Source organism: Variovorax sp. E3, from assembly GCF_016082275.1.
Taxonomy (GTDB): Bacteria; Pseudomonadota; Gammaproteobacteria; order Burkholderiales; family Burkholderiaceae_C; genus Variovorax.
Genome location: NZ_MOWM01000031.1, coordinates 1 through 19,733, shown reverse-complemented (window position 1 = coordinate 19,733; position 19,733 = coordinate 1). Strand labels below are relative to the sequence as shown.

Annotated in this window: 14 protein-coding genes and 3 pseudogenes; 6 read left to right on the top strand and 11 right to left on the bottom strand. The window is 65.9% G+C overall.

What is annotated here, in order from left to right; translation table 11 throughout:
- Positions 1-30: 30 nt before the first annotated feature.
- The 10 genes and pseudogenes from BMG07_RS13760 to BMG07_RS13715 all read right to left on the bottom strand — a co-directional run bounded on the left by BMG07_RS13760 (position 31) and on the right by BMG07_RS13715 (position 14,250).
- Positions 31-2,136, bottom strand: a complete 2,106-nt coding sequence (locus BMG07_RS13760; RefSeq protein ID WP_198085046.1) for a 3-hydroxyacyl-CoA dehydrogenase NAD-binding domain-containing protein — start codon at positions 2,134-2,136, stop codon at positions 31-33.
- Between the two features lie 149 nt (positions 2,137-2,285).
- Positions 2,286-2,981 (bottom strand): ABC transporter ATP-binding protein, encoded by a 696-nt coding sequence (locus tag BMG07_RS13755; protein ID WP_198085045.1) that lies wholly within the window; start codon positions 2,979-2,981, stop codon positions 2,286-2,288.
- 1 nt (position 2,982) lies between these two features.
- Positions 2,983-3,753 (bottom strand): ABC transporter ATP-binding protein, encoded by a 771-nt coding sequence (locus BMG07_RS13750; protein WP_198085044.1) that lies wholly within the window; start codon positions 3,751-3,753, stop codon positions 2,983-2,985.
- Positions 3,750-5,081 (bottom strand): branched-chain amino acid ABC transporter permease, encoded by a 1,332-nt coding sequence (locus BMG07_RS13745; RefSeq protein WP_198085071.1) that lies wholly within the window; start codon positions 5,079-5,081, stop codon positions 3,750-3,752. Before BMG07_RS13745 ends, BMG07_RS13750 begins: the two co-directional genes overlap by 4 nt.
- A 9-nt stretch (positions 5,082-5,090) precedes the next feature.
- Positions 5,091-6,038 (bottom strand): annotated as a pseudogene (locus tag BMG07_RS13740) (branched-chain amino acid ABC transporter permease); the annotation flags it as partial.
- Between the two features lie 80 nt (positions 6,039-6,118).
- The gene (locus BMG07_RS13735; RefSeq protein WP_198085043.1) at positions 6,119-7,351 is read right to left on the bottom strand and encodes a branched-chain amino acid ABC transporter substrate-binding protein; all 1,233 of its coding nucleotides are present in this window, start codon (positions 7,349-7,351) and stop codon (positions 6,119-6,121) included.
- A gap of 201 nt (positions 7,352-7,552) precedes the next feature.
- Complete coding sequence (locus tag BMG07_RS13730; protein WP_198085042.1) at positions 7,553-8,782, bottom strand: branched-chain amino acid ABC transporter substrate-binding protein; 1,230 nt, start codon at positions 8,780-8,782, stop codon at positions 7,553-7,555.
- Between the two features lie 141 nt (positions 8,783-8,923).
- Positions 8,924-10,567 (bottom strand): 3-(methylthio)propionyl-CoA ligase, encoded by a 1,644-nt coding sequence (locus BMG07_RS13725; RefSeq protein WP_198085041.1) that lies wholly within the window; start codon positions 10,565-10,567, stop codon positions 8,924-8,926.
- A gap of 114 nt (positions 10,568-10,681) precedes the next feature.
- Complete coding sequence (locus BMG07_RS13720) at positions 10,682-12,568, bottom strand: CocE/NonD family hydrolase (RefSeq protein ID WP_198085040.1); 1,887 nt, start codon at positions 12,566-12,568, stop codon at positions 10,682-10,684.
- 74 nt (positions 12,569-12,642) lie between these two features.
- On the bottom strand, positions 12,643-14,250 hold the full coding sequence (locus tag BMG07_RS13715; RefSeq protein WP_269758936.1) for a carboxylesterase/lipase family protein: 1,608 nt from the start codon (positions 14,248-14,250) through the stop codon (positions 12,643-12,645).
- A gap of 386 nt (positions 14,251-14,636) precedes the next feature.
- Between BMG07_RS13715 and BMG07_RS13710 the strand changes: the two are divergent.
- The 6 genes and pseudogenes from BMG07_RS13710 (at position 14,637) to BMG07_RS13685 (ending at position 19,420) form a co-directional block, all read left to right on the top strand.
- A pseudogene (locus BMG07_RS13710) lies at positions 14,637-15,673 on the top strand (AraC family transcriptional regulator).
- 69 nt (positions 15,674-15,742) lie between these two features.
- Positions 15,743-17,224 carry a YdiU family protein gene (locus BMG07_RS13705; RefSeq protein ID WP_198085039.1) on the top strand — a complete coding sequence of 494 codons (1,482 nt, stop codon included), beginning with the start codon at positions 15,743-15,745 and terminating at the stop codon, positions 17,222-17,224.
- Positions 17,221-17,637 (top strand): peptide-methionine (R)-S-oxide reductase MsrB, encoded by a 417-nt coding sequence (gene msrB, locus BMG07_RS13700; protein WP_198085038.1) that lies wholly within the window; start codon positions 17,221-17,223, stop codon positions 17,635-17,637. Before BMG07_RS13705 ends, msrB begins: the two co-directional genes overlap by 4 nt.
- A gap of 13 nt (positions 17,638-17,650) precedes the next feature.
- Entirely contained in the window at positions 17,651-18,193 is a 543-nt protein-coding gene (locus BMG07_RS13695; RefSeq protein ID WP_198085037.1) for a septation protein A, read from the top strand.
- 5 nt (positions 18,194-18,198) lie between these two features.
- On the top strand, positions 18,199-18,483 hold the full coding sequence (locus tag BMG07_RS13690; RefSeq protein ID WP_198085070.1) for a BolA family protein: 285 nt from the start codon (positions 18,199-18,201) through the stop codon (positions 18,481-18,483).
- Between the two features lie 151 nt (positions 18,484-18,634).
- Positions 18,635-19,420: a peptidylprolyl isomerase gene (locus BMG07_RS13685; protein ID WP_198085036.1), complete on the top strand. Its 786-nt coding sequence runs from the start codon at positions 18,635-18,637 to the stop codon at positions 19,418-19,420.
- A 111-nt stretch (positions 19,421-19,531) separates the two neighbouring features.
- Here the strand turns inward: BMG07_RS13685 and BMG07_RS13680 are convergent.
- Positions 19,532-19,733, bottom strand: a pseudogene (locus BMG07_RS13680) (serine acetyltransferase); the annotation flags it as partial.

The following is a 19,733-nucleotide window of genomic DNA, read 5'->3' as shown; positions in this document are numbered from 1 at the left end:
GCGGTCGGTGTCCTGTCGGTCGTGTCTCTGTCAGCTGAACTGCTTGCCTTCGGCCACCAGCTTCTGGATCAGCGGCGCCGGCTGCCAGAACTCGGCGTCGTCGCGCGGGTTCTTGGCAAAGCGCTTCATCGTCTCGGCCACGTTGTACAGGCCGACTTGCGATGCATAGTGCATCGGGCCGCCGCGCCAGATCGGGAAGCCATAGCCGGTGAGGTACACCATGTCGATGTCGCCCGACTTGGAGGCAATGCCGTCTTCCAGGATGTGCGCGCCTTCGTTCACCAGTGCGTACACCAGGCGCTGCACGATTTCCTCGTCGGAAATCTTGCGCGGCGTGATGCCCAGTTCCTTGCGGTGGTCCTCGATCATCTTGTTGACGAGTTCCGACGGAATGGCGTCGCGCTTGCCGGCCTGGTAGTCGTACCACCCTGCCCCGGTCTTCTGGCCGAAGCGGCCCAGTTCGCAGAGCTTGTCGGCCGTGCGGCTGTACTTCATGTCGGCGCGCTCGGTGGCGCGGCGCTTACGAATGGCCCAGCCGATGTCGTTGCCGGCCAGGTCGCCCATGCGGAACGGGCCCATGGCAAAGCCGAACTTCTCGATGGCTTTGTCGACCTGCTGCGGCAGCGCGCCTTCGTCCAGCAGGAAGCCGGCCTGGCGGCTGTACTGCTCGATCATGCGGTTGCCGATGAAGCCGTCGCACACGCCCGAGACCACGGCCGTCTTCTTGATCTTCTTGCCGATGGCCATGACCGTGGCGAGCACGTCCTTGGCGGTGGCCTTGCCGCGCACCACTTCGAGCAGCTTCATCACGTTGGCCGGGCTGAAGAAGTGCATGCCGACCACGTCTTGCGGACGGTCGGTGAAGGCGGCGATCTTGTCGACGTCCAGCGTCGAGGTGTTCGAGGCCAGGATCGCGCCCTTCTTGGCGACGCGGTCCAGTTCCTTGAACACTTTTTCCTTCACGCCGAGTTCTTCGAACACGGCTTCGATGATCAGGTCGGCGTCCTTCAGGTCGTCGTAGCTCAGCGTGGTGCTCAAGAGCGCCATGCGTTGCTCGTACTTGTCCTGCTTGAGCTTGCCCTTCTTGACCTGGGCTTCGTAGTTCTTCTTGATGGTGGCGACGCCGCGGTCCAGCGCCTCCTGCTTCATCTCGAGGATCTTGACGGGGATGCCCGCGTTCAGGAAGTTCATCGAGATGCCGCCGCCCATGGTGCCGGCGCCGATGACGCCCACGGCCTTGATCTCGCGCTTGGGCGTGTCTTCGGGCACGTCGGGAATCTTGCTCGCGGCGCGCTCGGCCATGAACAGGTGGCGTAGCGCCAGCGATTCGGGCGTGAACATCAGCGAGGTGAAGATGCGGCGCTCTTCGGCCATGCCGGCGTCGAACTTCAGCTTGGTGGCGGCCTGCACGGCATCGACGCATTGCAGCGGCGCCGGGTAGTTCTTCGACATGCCGCCGACCATGTTCTTGGCGAACTGGAAGTAGGCGTCGCCTTGCGGGTGCTTGCACGGCAGGTTGCGCACCAGCGGCAGCGCGTCGCCGGTCTTGCCGGCCACGCTCTTGGCAAAGGCCACGGCTTCGTCGAACACCGACTCGGGCGACGCGGCCAGTTGGTCGAACAGCTTCTGGCCGGGCAGGCTCGCGAGCAGTTCGCTCTTGACGGGTTCGCCGCTGACGATCATGTTCAGCGCGGTTTCCACACCGATCACGCGCGGCAGGCGCTGCGTGCCGCCGGCGCCGGGGATCAGGCCCAGCTTGACTTCAGGCAGCGCGACGCTCGTGCCGGGCGCGGCCACGCGGTAGTGGCAACCCAGGGCCAGCTCCAGGCCGCCGCCCATGCACACCGAGTGGATGGCCGCGACGATGGGCTTGGCCGAGGCTTCGAGCGCGAGGATCACGCTCAGCAGGTTGGGCTCTTGCAGCGCCTTGGGCGTGCCGAACTCCTTGATGTCCGCGCCGCCCGAGAACGCCTTGCCGGCGCCGGTGATGACGATGGCCTTGACGGCGTCGTCGGCATTGGCCTTGGCCAAGCCATCGGTGATGCCGATGCGGGTCGAGAAACCGAGACCGTTGACCGGAGGGTTGGTCATGGTGATCACGGCGACATCGCCGAGCACTTTGTATTCAGCCGTCATGCTGCGTTCCTTGGTGTGTGAAGAAAAAGAAGAAAAAGCACGAGTGTTCTTTTTCGGGGGATTCTAGGCGTTTCGCGTGGCCTAACAATGGCACGCAGTCGCTGTAGAGACAAGGGGATCCGGGGCCGGGCCCGGATCCCCTGGGGGTATCAAACTTCCAGCCACTCCTTGCGGGTGGTGGCGTCGGCGCGCAGGCTGTCGGGCGTGCCGTCGAACACGATGCTGCCGTGGCCCATGACGAGCGCGCGGTCCGAGATCTGCATGGCAATGGTGAGCTTCTGCTCGATGAGCAGCACCGAAATGCCCTTGTCCTTGAGCGTGCGCAGGTACTGCCCCACCAGCTCCACGATCTTGGGCGCCAGGCCTTCGGTCGGCTCGTCGATGATGATCAGGTCGGGGTCGCCCATGAGCGTGCGGCACAGCGTGAGCATCTGCTGCTCGCCGCCCGAGAGCACGCCGGCCTCGGTGTGCTGGCGCTCCTTCAGGCGCGGGAACATGGCGTACATGTCCTCGAAGTTCCAGCGGCTGCCCTTGCCCGAGCCCTTCTGCCCCAGCAGCAGGTTCTGGTGCACCGTGAGCTTGGGAAAGATGTCGCGGTTCTCGGGCACGTAGCCGATGCCGAAGTGCGCAATTTCGTAGGCCTTGCGGCGCAGGATGTCCTGCCCCTTCCAGTGCAGGCCGCCCTCGGCATGCACCAGGCCCATGATGGCCTTGGCGGTGGTCGAGCGGCCCGAGCCGTTGCGCCCCAGCAGCGCGACGATTTCGCCGGGGTTCACGTCGAACGAAACGCCATGCAGCACATGGCTCTTGCCGTAGTAGGCGTGGATGTCTTTGAGCTTCAGCATGTCAGTGTCCAGCCCCTTGCGCGTCGGCAACCGATGAGCCCAGGTAGGCCTCCTGCACGCGCGCGTTGGCGCGCACGGCGGCGGGCGTGTCGAAGGCAATGACCTCGCCGTACACCACCACCGCGATCTTGTCGGCCAGGCCGAACACCACGCCCATGTCGTGCTCCACCGTCAGCAGCGTCTTGCCGACCGTGACGTGCTTGATGAGCGAGATGAAGTGCGAGGTCTCGGTCTTGCTCATGCCGGCCGTGGGCTCGTCCAGCAGGATCACGCTGGCGCCGCCCGCGATGGTCACGCCGATTTCCAGCGCGCGCTGCTCGGCGTAGGTGAGGTTCACCGCGTGCACGTCGCGCTTCTTCTCCAGGCCGATTTGCTTGATGAGCTCTTCGGTGCGCTCGTTGGCATCGTCCAGGTTCGACAGGAAACGCAGGAAGGTGTACTTGTAGCCCAGGCTCCACAGCACGCCGCAGCGCAGGTTCTCGAACACGCTCAGCTTCGGGAAGATGTTGGTGATCTGGAAGCTGCGCGACAGCCCGAGCCGGTTGATCTCGTAGGGCTGCTTGCCGTCGATGCGCTGGCCGTTCAGCAGCACCTCGCCGCTGGTGGGCGTCAGGCGCCCGCTGATCAGGTTGAACAGCGTGGACTTGCCCGCGCCGTTCGGCCCGATGATGGCGACGCGTTCGCCGGCGTTCACCGCCAGGTCGACGCCGCGAATGATGTCGGTCTTGCCGAAGCTCTTTCGCAGGCCCTTGAGTTCGAGTGAATAGGTCATGCCGTCTCCCGCCGCTTGATCTCGGCTTCGATTTCTTCCTGTGCCTGGCCCCACACCTTCGCGAAGCGCCTGCGCACCACCTCGAAGATGCCCAGGCCCACCGCCAGCAGCGCCGCCGCGACGACCCACGCCGTGGCCGACGAGGTGTCCAGCTGCAGGCCCGCGAACGGCACCATCGGGCCGAGTGCCGCGTTCAGCTGCATGTGATAGATCATCTCGACGATGGCCGCCGCGCCCGCCAGCATGATGGCCGCGCCAACGAACAGGCCCACGTACAGCAGGTAGAAGCGCTTGATCTTGCCGAACAGCGCCACGCGCACGTTCATCATGATCAGGCTGGCCACGCCGCCGGGCGCGAACATCACCATCAGCAGGAACACCAGGCCCACGTACAGCAGCCAGGCCTTGCTGAGCTCGGACAGCAGCACCAGCGCGAACACCAGCAGCGCCGCGCCGATGATCGGCCCGAAGAAGAAGGTCGCGCCGCCCAGGAAGGTGAACAGCAGGTAGCTGCCCGAGCGCAGCCCGTTCAGGCTGTCGGCCGCGTTCACGATCTCGAAGTTGATGGCCGCCAGCCCGCCGCCGATGCCCGCGAAGAAGCCCGCGATGATGAAGGCGTAGTAGCGCACGCGCTGCGTGTTGTAGCCGATGAACTCCACGCGCTCCGGGTTGTCGCGCACCGCGTTCAGCATGCGGCCCAGCGGCGTGCCGGTGAAGGCGAACATCAGGCCGGTGCAGATGAAGCAGTACACCGCGATCAGGTAATACACCTGGTTCTGCGGCCCGAAGTTGATGCCGAAGAACGAGGCGCCGTACACGCGGTTGGTGGTGATGCCGCCTTCGCCGCCGAAGAAGCTCGGGAACATCAGCGCCATGGCGGCCACCAGCTCGCCCAGGCCGAGCGTGATCATCGCGAAGGTGGTGCCCGACTTCTTGGTCGACACGTAGCCGAACACCATGGCGAAGAACATGCCGCCCAGGCCGCCCACCAGCGGGATCAGCACCAGCGGAATCGGCAGCTTGCCGGCGCTGGCGAAGTTCATCGCGTGGATGGCGATGAACGAGCCCAGGCCCACGTACACCGCGTGCCCGAAGCTGAGCATGCCGCCCTGCCCCAGCAGGATGTTGTAGCTCAGGCAGATGATGATCAGGTAGCCGATCTGCGAGAGCATGGTGAGCGCCAGGCTGCTCTTGAAGATCATCGGCGCGACGATCAGCAGCAGCGCGAACATCGACCAGATCAGGATGCGGCCGATGTTCAGCGGCTTGAAGCGGTAGTAGCGCGTCGGCGTGGACGCCGATGCGGCGGTTGTCGTTGCAGTGTTCATGGCGTCAGTCTCCCGCGTTCCGAGAAGACCCTTGGGTCGGAAGATCAGGATCAGCACCAGGAACAGGTACGGCAGGATCGGCGCGACCTGCGAGATCGTGAGCTTGAGCAGCTCGTAGCCGAAGGTCTGGTCGCTCACGGCCACGCCCAGCGCCTGCAGCCCGGTGGCCAGCGACTGGTCCATGGCCACGGCAAAGGTCTGCACCACGCCGATGATCAGCGAGGCCAAAAAGGCGCCCGCCAGCGAGCCCATGCCGCCGACCACCACCACCACGAAGATGATGGAGCCGACCGAGCCCGCCATGGCCGGCTCGGTGACGTAGGTGTTGCCGCCGACCACGCCCGCCAGCCCCGCCAGCGCGGCGCCGCCGCCGAACACCAGCATGAACACGCGCGGCACGTTGTGGCCCAGCGCCTCGACCATGTCAGGGTGCTTCAGCGCCGCCTGGATCACCAGGCCGATGCGCGTGCGCGTGAGCAGCAGCCACACCGACACCAGCATCAGCACCGCCACCAGCATGATGAACGAGCGTGACTTGGGGAACTGCGTGCCGTAGAGCGAGAACAGCGGGCCCTGCAGCGCGGTGGGCAGGCCGTAGGGCACCGTCGAGCGGCCCCACACCAGCTGCACGATTTCCAGAATGAGGTAAGAAAGACCGAAGGTCACCAGCAGTTCGGGCACGTGGCCGAACTTGTGGACCCGCCGCAGGCAGTAGCGCTCGAAGGCCGCGCCCAGCGCGAACACCAGGAGCGGCGCAATGAAGAGTGCCGGCCAGAAGCCGACGATGCCCGACAGCGTGTAGGCGAAGTAGGCGCCGAGCATGTAGAAGCTGGCATGCGCGAAGTTGAGCACGCCCATCATGCTGAAGATCAGCGTGAGGCCAGAGCTCAGCATGAACAACAGCAAGCCGTAGCTCACGCCGTTGAGCAGCGAGATGACGAAGAATTCGACGTTCATCGGTCTTTCGTGTCAGGTGAAAAAGAAAAAAGGCCCGAGTGTTGAAGTCGGGCCTCGACCGCGTTGGCGTGTTCCCGTACTCAGGAAGGACGCTTCATCTGGCAGGACGTGGGCGTGCTCGCGACGTAGGCGTCGTAGTACTTCACCGGGGCCAGCGTGTAGCCGGTGTTCTCCGGGCTGTACGGGTACTTGGCGCTGGCCTTTTCCCACTTGGCGATATACAGGCCCTGCTGCAGCTGGTGATCGGTCTTGCGCAGCTCGACGTCGCCGTTGAAGCTCTTGAACTTCATGCCTTCCATGGCGGCGGCCACCTTGACGGGGTCGGTCGACTTGGTCTTGACGAAGGCTTCGGTCAGGGCCTGGAACACGGTGTAGACGTCGGTGGTGTATAGGTCGTCGTTGAACTTCTTCTTGAAGTCTTCCGCGTACTTCTGCATGTCGCCGCCCATGTTGTAGTGGGCGTAGCCGACCTGGTACACCTTGCCGTCGGACGCCGCACCCATGGCGGTCGGCGTGCCGGTGGTCACGGCGTAGTAGGTGTAGAACTTGACGTTCAGGCCCGAGTCGTTGGCGGCCTTGATCAGCAGCGCGAGGTCGGAGCCCCAGTTGCCGGTGATGACGGTGTCGGCGCCCGAGGCCTTGATCTTGGCGATGTACGGGGCAAAGTCGCGCACTTGCGCCAGCGGGTGCAGGTCGTCGCCCACGATCTGGATGTCGGGGCGCTTGTGCTTCAGGTCTTCCTTGGCGAACTTGGAGACCTGTTGGCCGTGCGCATAGTTCTGGCCGATGATGTAGACCTTCTTGATCTCCGGCTGGTCCTTCATGTAGGTGGTCAGCGCTTCCATCTTCATCGACGTGTCGGCGTCGAAGCGGAACTGCCAGTAGCTGCACTTGGCGTTGGTCAGCTCGGGGTCGACCGCGGCGTAGTTCAGGTACAGCGCTTCCTTGCCGGGGTTGCGCGCGTTGTTCTTCTCGAGCGCATCGATGATGGCCAGCGCCGGGCCGGAACCGTTGCCCTGCACGATGTAGCGCGCGCCCTGGTCCAGGGCCGAGCGCAGCGCGCTGGTGGTCTCTTGCGGGCTGAGCTTGTTGTCGATGCCGATGATCTCGAACTTCACGCCGGCGGCGTTCTTCTTGTTGAACTCTTCGGCGAAGAACTGGAAGGTCTTGAGCTGGTTCGTCCCGACCGCGGCCATGAGGCCCGACAGCGGGTCGAGCCATGCGATCTTGACGGTCTCACCCTTCTGGGCCAGAGCGCCGGTGGCGGTTGCCGCGATGACGGCCGCGGTAGCGATTTTCAGAGCGAACTTCAATCTATATCTCCTGGGTCAAACCGAATCAAAACGCCGCACGAGAGTACAAGTGTTTGCAGCCCCTCCCCTCAGGGAATGCCCGTAAGAGGGAGGCTGCAAAGGCCCGTTTCTATCGCGCATGCGACAGCGCATTTCTCCAAATTGCTACCCGCTGGTAGATAGCTTGCTACCAATGGGTAGGAAATGCGTTCACAAAGACGCCTAGGGGCGCTTCATCTGGCAGGTCGTGGGCGTGCTCGCCACATACGACTCGTAATACTTCACGGGGACGTTGGTGTAGCCGGTGTTCTCGGCGTCGTAGGGGTACTTGGCGCTCGCCTTTTCCCAGCGCGAGATGTACAGGCCCTGCTGCAACTGGTGGTCGGCCTTGCGCACCTCGACCTCGCCGTTGAAGCTCTTGATCTTCATGCCTTCCAGCGCCGCGGCCACCTTCACGGGGTCGGTCGACTTGGTCTTGGCGAAGGCTGCATCGAGCAGCGCGAACACGTGGTAGATCGAGGCCTGCGTCAGGTCGTCGTTCATGCGCTTCTTGTAGCCCGCGAGCAGCTGCTGGATCTCGCCGCCCATGTTGTAGTGGGCGTAGGCCACGGTGTAGACCTTGCCATCCGACGTGGCGCCCATGGCCGTGGGCGTGCCGGCGCCCGGCGCGTAGTAGGTCAGGAACTTGACGTTCAGGCCCGAGTCGTTGGCCGCCTTGATGAGCAGCGACAGGTCGGAGCCCCAGTTGCCGGTGATGACGGTGTCGGCGCCCGAGGCCTTGATCTTGGCGATGTACGGCGAGAAGTCGCGCACCTGCGCCAGCGGGTGCAGGTCGTCGCCCACGATCTGGATGTCGGGGCGCTTGACCTTCAGGTCTTCCTTGGCGAACTTGGACACCTGCACGCCGTGCGCGTAGTTCTGGCCCAGGATGTAGACCTTCTTGATGTCGGGCTGGTCCTTCATCCAGGTGGTCAGGGCCTCCATCTTCATGGAGGTGTCGGCGTCGACCCGGAAGTGCCAATAGCTGCACTTGCTGTTGGTCAGGTCGGGGTCGACCGCCGCGTAGTTCATGAACAGCAGTTCCTTGCCCGGATTGCGCGCGTTGTTCTTCTCGACCGCGTCGATGATGGCCAGCGCGGGGCCGGAACCGTTGCCCTGCATGATGTAGCGCGCGCCCTGGTCCTGCGCGGAACGCAGGGCGGCGGTGGTTTCCTGCGGGCTGAGCTTGTTGTCCAGCGCGATGATCTCGAACTTGACGCCCGACAGGTTCTTCTTGTTGAACTCTTCAGCAAGGAATTGCGTGGTCTTGAGCTGGTTGGTGCCGACCGCGGCCATCAGGCCCGACAGCGGGTCGAGCCACGCGATCTTGACGGTCTCGCCCTTTTGGGCGAAGGCGGCCGTGAAGCTCACCAACATGGCACAGGCAGCTACTGACTTGATGGCAAATTGCATGAAGAGTCTCCAGTGTGAAAGGCGGAATGCCAGCGTACAAGCGCCCTTTTCTTCGCCGCACAGGGAATGCCCGCAAGGTCGGCCGCCGGGGCGGCTTTCCTATCGCGTGCGCGACAGTGCGGGTGGGCTTGGCTCGGTACGTCAGAGGGTGGGCAGCTTGTAGTCCTTGAGCAGCTCGCGCAGCTTGGTCTTCAGGATCTTGCCGGTGGCGCCGATCGGAATGGCCTCGACGAACACCACGTCGTCGGGGATCTGCCACTTGGCGGTCTTGCCTTCATAGAAGGCCAGCAGTTCCTCGCGGGTGACCTCGGCGCCGGGCTTCTTCACGACCGCGATGATCGGCCGCTCGTCCCACTTGGGGTGGAACACGCCGATGCACGCGGCCATGGCCACGCCCGGATGCGCGACGGCGATGTTCTCGATGTCGATCGAGCTGATCCACTCGCCGCCCGACTTGATCACGTCCTTGCTGCGGTCGGTGATCTGCAGGTAGCCCTCGGCGTCGATGGTGGCGACGTCGCCGGTGGGAAACCAGCCGCGGTTCCGCGCGTCGGGAACCAGCGGGTCGCCGCCCTCGCCCTTGAAGTATTCCTTGACGATCCACGGGCCCTTGACCAGCAGGTCTCCGTAGGCCTTGCCGTCCCAGGGCAGCTCGTTGCCGTCGCCGTCGATGATCTTCATGTCGACGCCGAAGATCGCGCGGCCCTGCTTCATGCGGATCTTCAGCTGCGCGTCCGGCGGCAGCGACAGGTGCTTGTTCTTCAGGGTGCACAGCGTGCCCAGCGGGCTCATCTCGGTCATGCCCCAGGCGTGCAGCACCTCGACGTTGAACTTCTCCTGGAACGCCGTGATCATGGCCGGCGGGCAGGCCGAGCCGCCGATGACGGTGCGGTTGAGCTTGCTGAACTTCAGGCCGTTGGCCTGCATGTGGCCCAGCAGCATCTGCCAGACGGTCGGCACGCCGGCCGCGAAGGTCACGCCCTCGGCCTCGATCAGCTCGTACACCGACTTGCCATCGAGCGCCGGGCCGGGGAACACCACCTTGCAGCCCACCAGCGCGGCCGAGTACGGAATGCCCCAGGCGTTGACGTGGAACATCGGCACCACCGGCAGCACCGAGTCTTGCGCGGACAGGCGCATGACGTCGGGCAGCGCAGCGGCGTATGCGTGCAGCAGCGTGGAGCGGTGGCTGTACAGCGCGGCCTTCGGGTTGCCCGTGGTGCCGCTCGTGTAGCACATGCTCGAGGCCGAGTTCTCGTCGAAGGTGGGCCATTCGTAGTCGGTGGGCTGCGCGCCCATCCAGCTTTCGTAGCTCACCAGGTTGGGCACACCGCTGTCGGCCGGCAGCTTGTCTGCATCACACAGTGCAATCCATTTCCGGATCGTGGGACATTTGGCATGCACCGCCTGCACCAGCGGCAGGAAGCTCAGGTCGAAGCACAGGATCTGGTCTTCGGCGTGGTTGGCGATCCACGCGATCTGGTCGGGGTGCAGCCGCGGGTTGATGGTGTGCAGCACGCGGCCGCTGCCGCTCACGCCGTAGTACAGCTCCAGGTGGCGGTAGCCGTTCCAGGCCAGGGTCGCGACGCGGTCGCTGAACAGCAGCTGCTCGCCGTCCAGCGCATTGGCCACCTGCCTGGCGCGCGATGCGATGTCGCTCCAGTTGCAACGGTGGATATCGCCCTCGACACGGCGCGAGACGATCTCGCCGTCGCCGTTGTGGCGCTCGGCGAACTCGATCAGCGACGAGATCAAAAGCGGTTGGTCTTGCATCAAACCCAGCATCTACGGACTCCTATGTGAAATGACTTCATGAAAACTTGCGCACGAGAGATTCACGCAAGCTTCGGCCACTTGCACAATGACACAAACCCGCACTGCTTGATTGAACGAAGCGGCTCAAATCGGGTCCTTCGGCGCGGCCGGCCCGACCCCGCCGGGCACCGCCCCGAGCGCCGGGCGGCAGGGCTGGCGAATCGTCTTGTCGCAGCTGGGCAGGTCCTTCGCGTGGGCATACGGGACGTAGCCCAGCACGATGCTCGACGGGCGCGTGGCGTCATGCCAGACCGTGTTGGCCGACGGCGTCGGGTCGTTGCCGAACAGCCAGAACCCGGTCTGCGACGGCGTGTCGATGGTCACGCGGATGCTGGAACCGGCGCGGAACACGTGCGCGAACTTCTGGATCTCGATGCGCACCGCGTTGGCCGTGCCCGCGTCCAGCGGCTTGTCGGTGGCCTGCTGGAAGTCGCCGAAGGGACGCAGCACCGTCGAGCGCGCGCCGTCCAGCGAGCGCTTGGAGGCCCGCAGCCAGCCGCGCTGCACGAACATCTCCTTGCCGTCGGGCCGCACCTCGGACACGGTGAGCTGCAGGTCGGTGTTGCCGGTGGCGGCGGTCGCGTTGATGTACAGGTCGGCCGAGCCTTCGCCGTAGAAGCTCAGGTCTTCAGGCAGCGCGGCGGTGGTGAAGGTGAGCTGCCCCGTGGGGTCGGTCACGGCCTGCCAGCCCTCGGCGGCGGGGTTGTTCACGACCGGGCTCTTCACGGGGTAGGTGTAGCCGGAGGACGGCGCGCCCGCAGCCGGCGCCACGTCGTCGAGTCCGCCGCTCGGCTGCAGGTACAGGCGCATGGGCTTGACCTTCACGGGCAGGCGGTCGAACTCGGCCACGGCCATCTGCTTCAGCTTGGCCGCGCCGTTCACGGCCTTCTGGTCGGTCTGCTGCATTTCCTGCAGCAGGCGCACGTGCGGCTCTTTCTCGAAGCCGTTGTCCTCGCCCTTCACGAAATGCGCGAGAAAGCGCTTCAGCGTGCCGTCGATGTAGTCCGAGGTCACGTTGGTGTGGTGGTCGCCGTTGGAGCTGACGAGCCACATGCGCTCGGGCGCGATGGTGTCCTCGTAGTAGCCCGAGCGCGGGCCGATCTGCTCGTCCTGCCACGACTGGGTGCCCAGCGCGGGGATGTCGATCTTGCCGCTCTCCAGCGCCGCGCTGCGCTTGACGTACAGGCCGTCGGCGTAGGGGTTCTCGAGCCACTTCGTGAGGTCCAGGTCGGGCCGCTTGATCTTCTCGATGTTGTCGGCCACCGTCTTCGCGCACTCGGTGTCGTTGTCGAGCTTGGCGGCCACGGCGGCCGCGCGGTTCCAGGTGGCCGGGAAGCCACCCCACCACTGCGCGGGGAAGCCGATGTTCTTGATGCCGCCGAGGTAGCCGATGTCGCGGTACGGGTCGCCCACGTTCTTGCTGGGCGTGATGGCCAGCAGGCCCTTGGGCCGGTGCGCCGCCACCCACAGCTGGTTGTAGCCCGAGTACGAGTAGCCGATCATGCCGATCCGCCCGTTCGACCATGGCTGCTTGCCGGCCCATTCGAGGGCGAAGGCCCCGGCCGCGCCGGTGCTGGCGTCGAACACCTGGTCTTCGCCGGTCGAGCAGCCAGTGCCCGGCACGTTGATGCCCATGACCGCATAGCCCTCGGACACCCAGAGCTGGCCGATGTTGGGGGCCGAGCCCGCCGTGTAGCCGTCGTACTCGACCAGCAGCGGAAAGTTGCCGGTGGCGTTGGGCAGCAGCAGCGAATAGCGCATCTTGTTGCCGTCGGGCAGCGTGATGTAGCCCCACTTGCGGACCATGCCCGTCTCGGGCGTGGTGGGCGGCGTGTCGGGCGCGACGGCGGTGGGCGGGAAGAAGAAGCCGCCGCCACCGGAGGAGCCGCCGCCGCAAGCCGCCAGGCCGGTGGCCATGACCACCAGGGAGGCCGCGAGGCGCCATCGGTTGTGTTGTCTTGAAATTGCCATTGGTTTGTCTCCGTTGTAGTTTTGGTGCCGTGCGCTGCCCACGCGCGATTCAGGGCGGGTTCGGCCGTACGCCGTCAAGGCGTGACGGTGATCTTCGATTCCGTGGGTGTCGCGTCGAAGCGCAGTTGCGCCGGCCATGGGGCCCAGGTCGCGCCCAGCTCGGCCGTATTCGGATCGCCGTTGCGCATGAACGCGCCGATGCTGGCCATGACCGTGCGCGACAGCGCCAGGCGCCCCTTCTCGTTGGCCTTGCCGCCGATGGTGTTCGACAGCACCGAGGGCCCGAAATCGCCGAACACGAAAGGCAGGTCGAACGCATGCGCGGCGCCGTACACCTCGTTCCACGGATAGGCTTCCTGCGCCCAGTCGAGGCGGTAGCTCCACAGGTTGGACTGACGCGTCTTCATGGTGTCGAGCAGGTTGTCGCGGTTGGCCTCGAACAGCAGGCTCGTGATCGACTGGGTTACCGCGTTGTAGCCCGTGCCCGCCGTATCCACCGGCAGGAAAGGCGCCTTGACGATGTCGCCGGTGGTGAGCGTCTGCGTGGCCGCGTCGGGGTCGAAGTTCATCATCAGCGTGAGGCGCTGGGCGTCGTTGGGCGTCCAGGCGGCGGCCGCGAAGAGCTTGCCCTCCTCGCGCGTGTTGCCCGCGATGGTCGGCACCTTCACGTAGTTGCCGGCGGCAATGGCGTCGATCGGGTTCAGCGGCAGCACCGTGCCGTCGGGAATCGGGCCGACGCTGCTCTGCCCCGCCTTCAGCACCGTGGTCAGCAGCGCCCCACCCTCCTTGGCGCGCATGTAGTCGGCAATCTGCGCCGGCGTGCGCGTGGCGATGTAGGTGCCGGCCGCCGTGGCATCGGCCGCGGTGCCGTCGGCCACCAGCAGGCTCTTCAGGATGGTGTCGCCCTGCGCGAGCGACACCGCCGCCGGGGCCAGGGCCGGCGAAGCGCCGGGCTTGCCCACGAGGTTGCTCGCCATCGAGATCCCGCCGCTCATCTCGATGACCTTGTGGAACAGGCCCTTGGCCATCGGCGAGGTCATGATCGCCAGCAGGTTGGTGGCGCCGGCCGACTCGCCCGACAGCGTGACGTTGCCGGGGTCGCCGCCGAAGGTGGCCGCGTTGTTCTGGATGAAGCGCAGCGCCGCCATGTTGTCGAGCAGCGCGAAGTTGCCCGAGTCGTCGCCCGCGCTGCCGCCCGGGCGCAGCTGCGGCACGTTCAAGAAGCCCAGCACGCCCAGCCGGTAGCTCGCGGTAATGACCACCGCGTTGGCGGCCTTGGCCAGCTTGGCGCCGTCGTACAGCGGGTCGGCCGTGTAACCCGAAACGTTGCTGCCGCCGTGCACGAACAGCAGCACCGGCAGGTTCTTGTCGGTGGTGGCCGGACGCCAGACGTTCACGAACAGGCAGTCTTCGCTGCCCAGCGGCTGGCCCAGCGTGGAGACGATGGTGGCGTCGTAGGTGTTGTTGGAACCCGGCCCGAAGATGCGCCCGATCTGCAGGCAGGCGGCGCCGAAGGTCTTGGCCGGGCGGATGCCGCTCCAGGCGTCGGGCACCACCGGCGCGCGCCAGCGCAGTTCGCCGACCGGCGCCTTGGCAAAGGGCACGCCCTTCCAGAAATAGGTGCCCGAGCTTGCGCTGTCGTCCACGCCCTCGATCTTGCCGGTCGTGGTCTGGCGCACCATGGGGCCGTCGGCGCGGGCGCGCGGGCGCCGGTGCGGGGGCACTGGGCAGGAACGCGAAGCCGGGCCCGCCGGACGATCCGCCCCCGCAGGCCGCGAGCGCGGCAAGGGCCGCCGCCGCCGTCGCGAAGGCCACGGCCTTGGCCACCGCGGTCTTTCCTGTCATTCCCTGGTTCTGTGCTGCTTGCGCTGTCTTCATGTTTTGTCTCCACACCGGGTTAATCGGAATTCCTGGCTTGGTGTGCCGCGGCCATACTGGGGACCGCCGAGCACCAAAAAATTCTAGAAACCGGCGTCGTTTTCACCGCTATCGCAAGCGAGCCAATTCAATGACTTCACAAGCCTCCACGTCGCGCCATGTGCGCCGGCCGCAGCGCCGGCCGGGCGGCATGTCGCAGCCGGAGCTGCGCACCAGCTCGGCCGCGTGGCTCGAGGGCGTGCTGTCCATGTTCGAGGCCGAGGGGCTGGACGTGCCTTCGCTGCTGCGCGACGCCGGCTTCGACCCTGACTCGCTGCACCGCCAGAACGCGCGCATTCCGGTCGACGAGATCACCGTGCTGTGGCAGCTGGCCGTGGCGCGCGCCGGCCGGCCCACGCTGGGCCTGCACCGCGACTTCGCCTCCACCCACAGCAAGCTGGGCACGGTCGGCCATGCCATGGCCTGCAGCCCCGACCTGGGTTCGGCGCTGACGCGGCTGGCCCGCTACATGGCCGTGATCTCGGACGCGACCGCGTTCTCGCTCGAGTCCGACGCGCGCGGGCGCTGGCTGGTCATGGAGCACACCGGCGGCAGCTGCCCATTCCGCGCCAGCGCGTGGAATACGCGCTGCTCACCACCCTCGTGCAGTGCCAGTGGCTGATACGGCGCGAGCTGCATCCGCTGGCCATGGAGTTCGTCTACGCCGCGCCAGCCGACGACCGCCCGCACCGCGAGGCCTTCGGCTGCGACGTGCGCTTCAATGCGGTGGCCAACCGCATGCTGATCTCGGCGGCCGACCTCGCGATGCCGCTGCCCACCCACCACGCCACGCTGGGCGAGATGCAGGAGCACCTGCTGGACGACCAGCTCGACCTGCTGGGCCAGACCACCACCAGCAGCCTGGTGTGCGCCGAAATCGCGCGCCGGCTGCAGCACGGCGAACCGCGCCGCCAGGACGTGGCCTCGGGCCTCGGGCTGGCCGAGCGCACCCTGCAGCGCCGGCTGCAGGAAGAGTCGGAGTCTTTCCAGAGCCTGCTCGACCGCACCCGCCGCGAGCTGGCGCAGCAGTACCTGGCCGAAGAGCGCCACACGCTGACCGCCGTGGCCGACATGCTGGGCTTCGTGGACAGCAGCAACTTCTTTCGCGCCTGCAAGCGCTGGTTCGGCGTGCCGCCGGCGCAGTACCGGGCGCGCATCTGGGACGGGCCGACGCCGCTGGCGGCCTGAGCGCCACGCGCACCGCAGGCCGATGGCCCGCCGGCCAAGGGGTTACGCGCCGTGCCGGACAATCCGGGCATGAGCTTTCTTGCTGAAGATATGGACGTCGCGGACCTGGGCCTGCGCTGGAAACCAGGTTTCCTGAATCTCGGCCCCGCGTTTCTCACCGAATTGCGCCCGACGCCCCTGCCCGACCCGTACTGGGTGGGCCGCAGCGACGCCGTGGCGCATGAACTGGGTTTGCCGCCCGACTGGCATGCCTCCCCCACCACCCTCGCCGCCCTGACGGGCAGCCTGCCGATCGCGGGCACGCGCCCCTTTGCCACCGTCTACAGCGGCCACCAGTTCGGCGTGTGGGCCGGACAGCTCGGCGACGGGCGCGCCATCATGATCGGCGAGACCGAAGGCGGGCTCGAAGTGCAGCTCAAAGGCGCGGGGCGCACGCCCTACTCGCGCGGCGGCGACGGCCGCGCGGTGCTGCGTTCCAGCATCCGCGAGTTCCTGTGCAGCGAGGCCATGCACGGCCTGGGCATTCCGACCACGCGCGCCCTTTGCGTGACCGGCTCCGACGCCCGCGTGCGGCGCGAGGAGCTCGAGAGCGCGGCGGTCGTGACCCGCGTGGCGCCCAGCTTCATCCGCTTCGGCCACTTCGAGCACTTTGCCGCCAACCAGCGCGAAGACGAACTGCGCGCGCTGGCCGACTACGTCATCGACCGCTACTACCCGGCCTGCCGCACCACCGATCGCTTCAAAGGCAACGCCTACGCCGCGTTCCTCGAAGCCGTGAGCGAGCGCACCGCCGCCCTGCTCGCGCAGTGGCAGGCCGTGGGCTTTTGCCACGGGGTGATGAACACCGACAACATGAGCATCCTGGGGCTCACCATCGACTATGGGCCGTTCCAGTTCCTGGACGGTTTCGATCCGCGCCACATCTGCAACCACAGCGACACCAGCGGGCGCTACGCCTTCAACCAGCAGCCCAACGTGGCGTACTGGAACCTGTTCTGCCTCGCGCAGGCGCTGCTGCCGCTGATCGAGGACCAGGAAATCGCGGTGGCCGCGCTGGAGTCCTACAAGACCGTGTTCCCCACCGAGTTCGAAGGGCGCATGCGCGCCAAGCTGGGCCTGGCGGACGCGGCCGAAGGCGACCGCGCGCTGGTCGAGGGCGCGCTCAAGCTGCTGGCCGCGGGCAAGGTCGACTACACGATCTTCTGGCGGCGCCTGTCGCACTACATGGCCGACGGCAACGCCGAGCCGGTGCGCGACCTGCTTCTGGACCGCGAGGGCTTCGACGCCTGGCTGCTATTATTTTCAGAGCGCCATGCCGCGTCCGACCGCGCGCAAGCGGCGGCCCTGATGCTGCGCTCGAACCCCAAGTTCGTGCTGCGGAACCACCTCGGCCAGCAAGCCATCGAAGCAAGTCAGCAAAAAGACAACGCAGGTGTGGCAACCTTGCTGACCCTGCTGCAGACCCCATTTGAAGAACACCCCGGTGCCGACGCTTACGCCGGCTTCCCGCCCGACTGGGCCTCCACGATCGAAATCAGCTGCTCATCATGACCGCACCCGTACACAAGACCGACGCCGAATGGAAAGCCCTGCTCGCTGAAAAAGGCGCCGAACCCGCCGCCTTCGAAGTGACGCGCCACGCCGCCACCGAACGCCCCTTCACCGGCAAGTACGAAGCGCATTGGGACGACGGCACCTACCACTGCGTGTGCTGCGGCGCCAAGCTGTTCGAGTCGTCGACCAAGTTCGACGCCGGCTGCGGCTGGCCCAGCTTCTCGGAAGAAGCGGTGCCCGGCGCCATCAGGAACATCGTCGACCGTTCGCACGGCATGGTGCGCACCGAGAATGTGTGCGCCAATTGCGGCGCCCACCTGGGCCACGTGTTCCCCGACGGCCCCACCGACACCGGCCTGCGCTACTGCATGAACTCCGCATCGCTGGACTTCCAGAAAAAGGCCGACTGAGCCGCTCCTCCGAATGAAACTGATCCTCGACTTCTTCCCGATCCTGCTGTTCTTCGGCGCCTACAAGTTCGCGGACATCTACACCGCCACCGGCGTGCTGATGGCCGCCACCGTGGTGCAGATGGCCATCATCTACGCCATGGAGCGCAAGCTGCAGGCCATGCAGAAGGCCACGCTGGTGCTGATCCTGCTGTTCGGCACGCTCACGCTGGTGCTGCACGACGACCGCTTCATCAAGTGGAAGCCCACGGTGCTGTACGGCGCCATGGCCATTGCGCTGGCCGTGGCGCTCTGGGCGCTGAAGAAGAACTTCCTGAAGATGCTGCTGGGCCAGCAGCTGGAGCTGCCCGAGCGCATCTGGGCGCGGCTGAACGTGGCGTGGATCGGCTATTGCCTGTTCATGGCCGTCATCAACGGCTACGTGGCGGCGTACTTCACGACCGAGGCGTGGGTCAACTTCAAGCTCTGGGGCTATGTGTTCCCGATCGTCTTCCTGGTGGCGCAGGGCCTGTACATCGCGCCGCACCTGAAGAACGAAGACAAGCCGACCGCATGACGACGATGAGCACCACCGCCACCACCACCGCGCTGCCCACCGTGGCCGCGCTCGAAGCCGCCTTGCGCGACACGCTGGCCCCGACGCAGCTCGAAGTCATCGACGAAAGCGCCGCGCACGCGGGCCACGCCGGCGCCAACGCCGAGGGCTACGGCACCCATTTCAGGGTGCGCATTGCCTCCCCGCTGTTCGAGGGAAAGCCCCGCGTGGCGCGGCATCGGCTTGTGTATGATGCCCTCCAAGTTTTTATCGCACAGGGTCTGCACGCCATCGCCATCGAGGTGCTCTGAGTCGTCCAACAGGTCGCGCTCCGCGTTTGCCGCAGGGGCGCAGTGTCCCGCCCCCGCCCTTCTCCCCCCTTTTTTCCCCTTCCGTATCCCTGCTTTCTTTCACGCGCCTTTTCCTACACGCGCATTTCTTCCCCAGCTTGATATTCACTTCATGAAAAAACAAATCTTGCAGGCCGTCGCGGCCGCAGTGCTGCTCGGTGCCATCCCCCTCGCGGCCCTGGCGCAGAACGCAGCCATCGTGAACGGCAAGCCGGTGCCCAAGGCCCGCATGGACGTTCTGGCCCAGCAACTGGCAGCCGCCGGTCGCCCGGTGACGCCTGAAATGCAAGGCCAGCTGCGCGAGGAAATCGTGGCGCGCGAAGTGTTCATGCAGGAAGCCCAGAAGCAAGGCCTGGACGCCAGCGAGGACTACAAGAACCAGCTCGAACTCGCCCGCCAGGCCATCCTGATCCGCGCGCTGTTCGACAACTACCGCAAGACCAACCCGGTGTCGGACGCCGACGTCAAGGCCGAGTACGACAAGTTCGTGGCGGCCAACGGCGGCAAGGAATACAAGGCGCGTCACATCCTGGTCGAAACCGAAGACCAGGCCAAGAAGATCATGGCCGACCTGAAGAAGGGCGCCAAGTTCGAGGACATCGCCAAGAAGCAGAGCAAGGACCCGGGATCGGGCGCCAACGGCGGCGACCTCGACTGGGCCAACCCCGCGAGCTTCGTGCCCGAGTTCTCGGAAGCCATGATCAAGCTCAAGAAGGGCGAGACCACCCCCGCCCCGATCAAGACCCAGTTCGGCTGGCACATCATCCGCGTCGACGACATCCGCCAGGCCCAACTGCCGAAGCTGGAAGAAGTGAAGCCGCAGATCACGCAGCAGCTGCAGCAGCAGCGCCTGCAGAAGTACCAGGAAGAACTGCGCGCGAAGGCGAAGGTCGAGTAAGAAGGCCGCCCCTCTCGCAGGCCATGCAATAGTCTGCGCCGAACCCGCGAGAAGTGCCCTCCAGGCGTTGGTCTGGAGGGCACTTTTCGTTGGGAGTTGGCATTTGCTCGGTCATCTTGAATTTTGAAGACTGGCCTGTGTCACGCTGGCGCCTGGCTTCACGTCATCGGCGATCCAGACGTTGCCGCCAATCACCGCGCCCTTGCCCAGCGTCACTCGGCCCAGGATGGTCGCGCCCGCATAGATCACCACGTCGTCTTCCACCACCGGGTGGCGCGGCAGGCCCTTCTGCAGGTTGCCTTCGGTGTCGGTC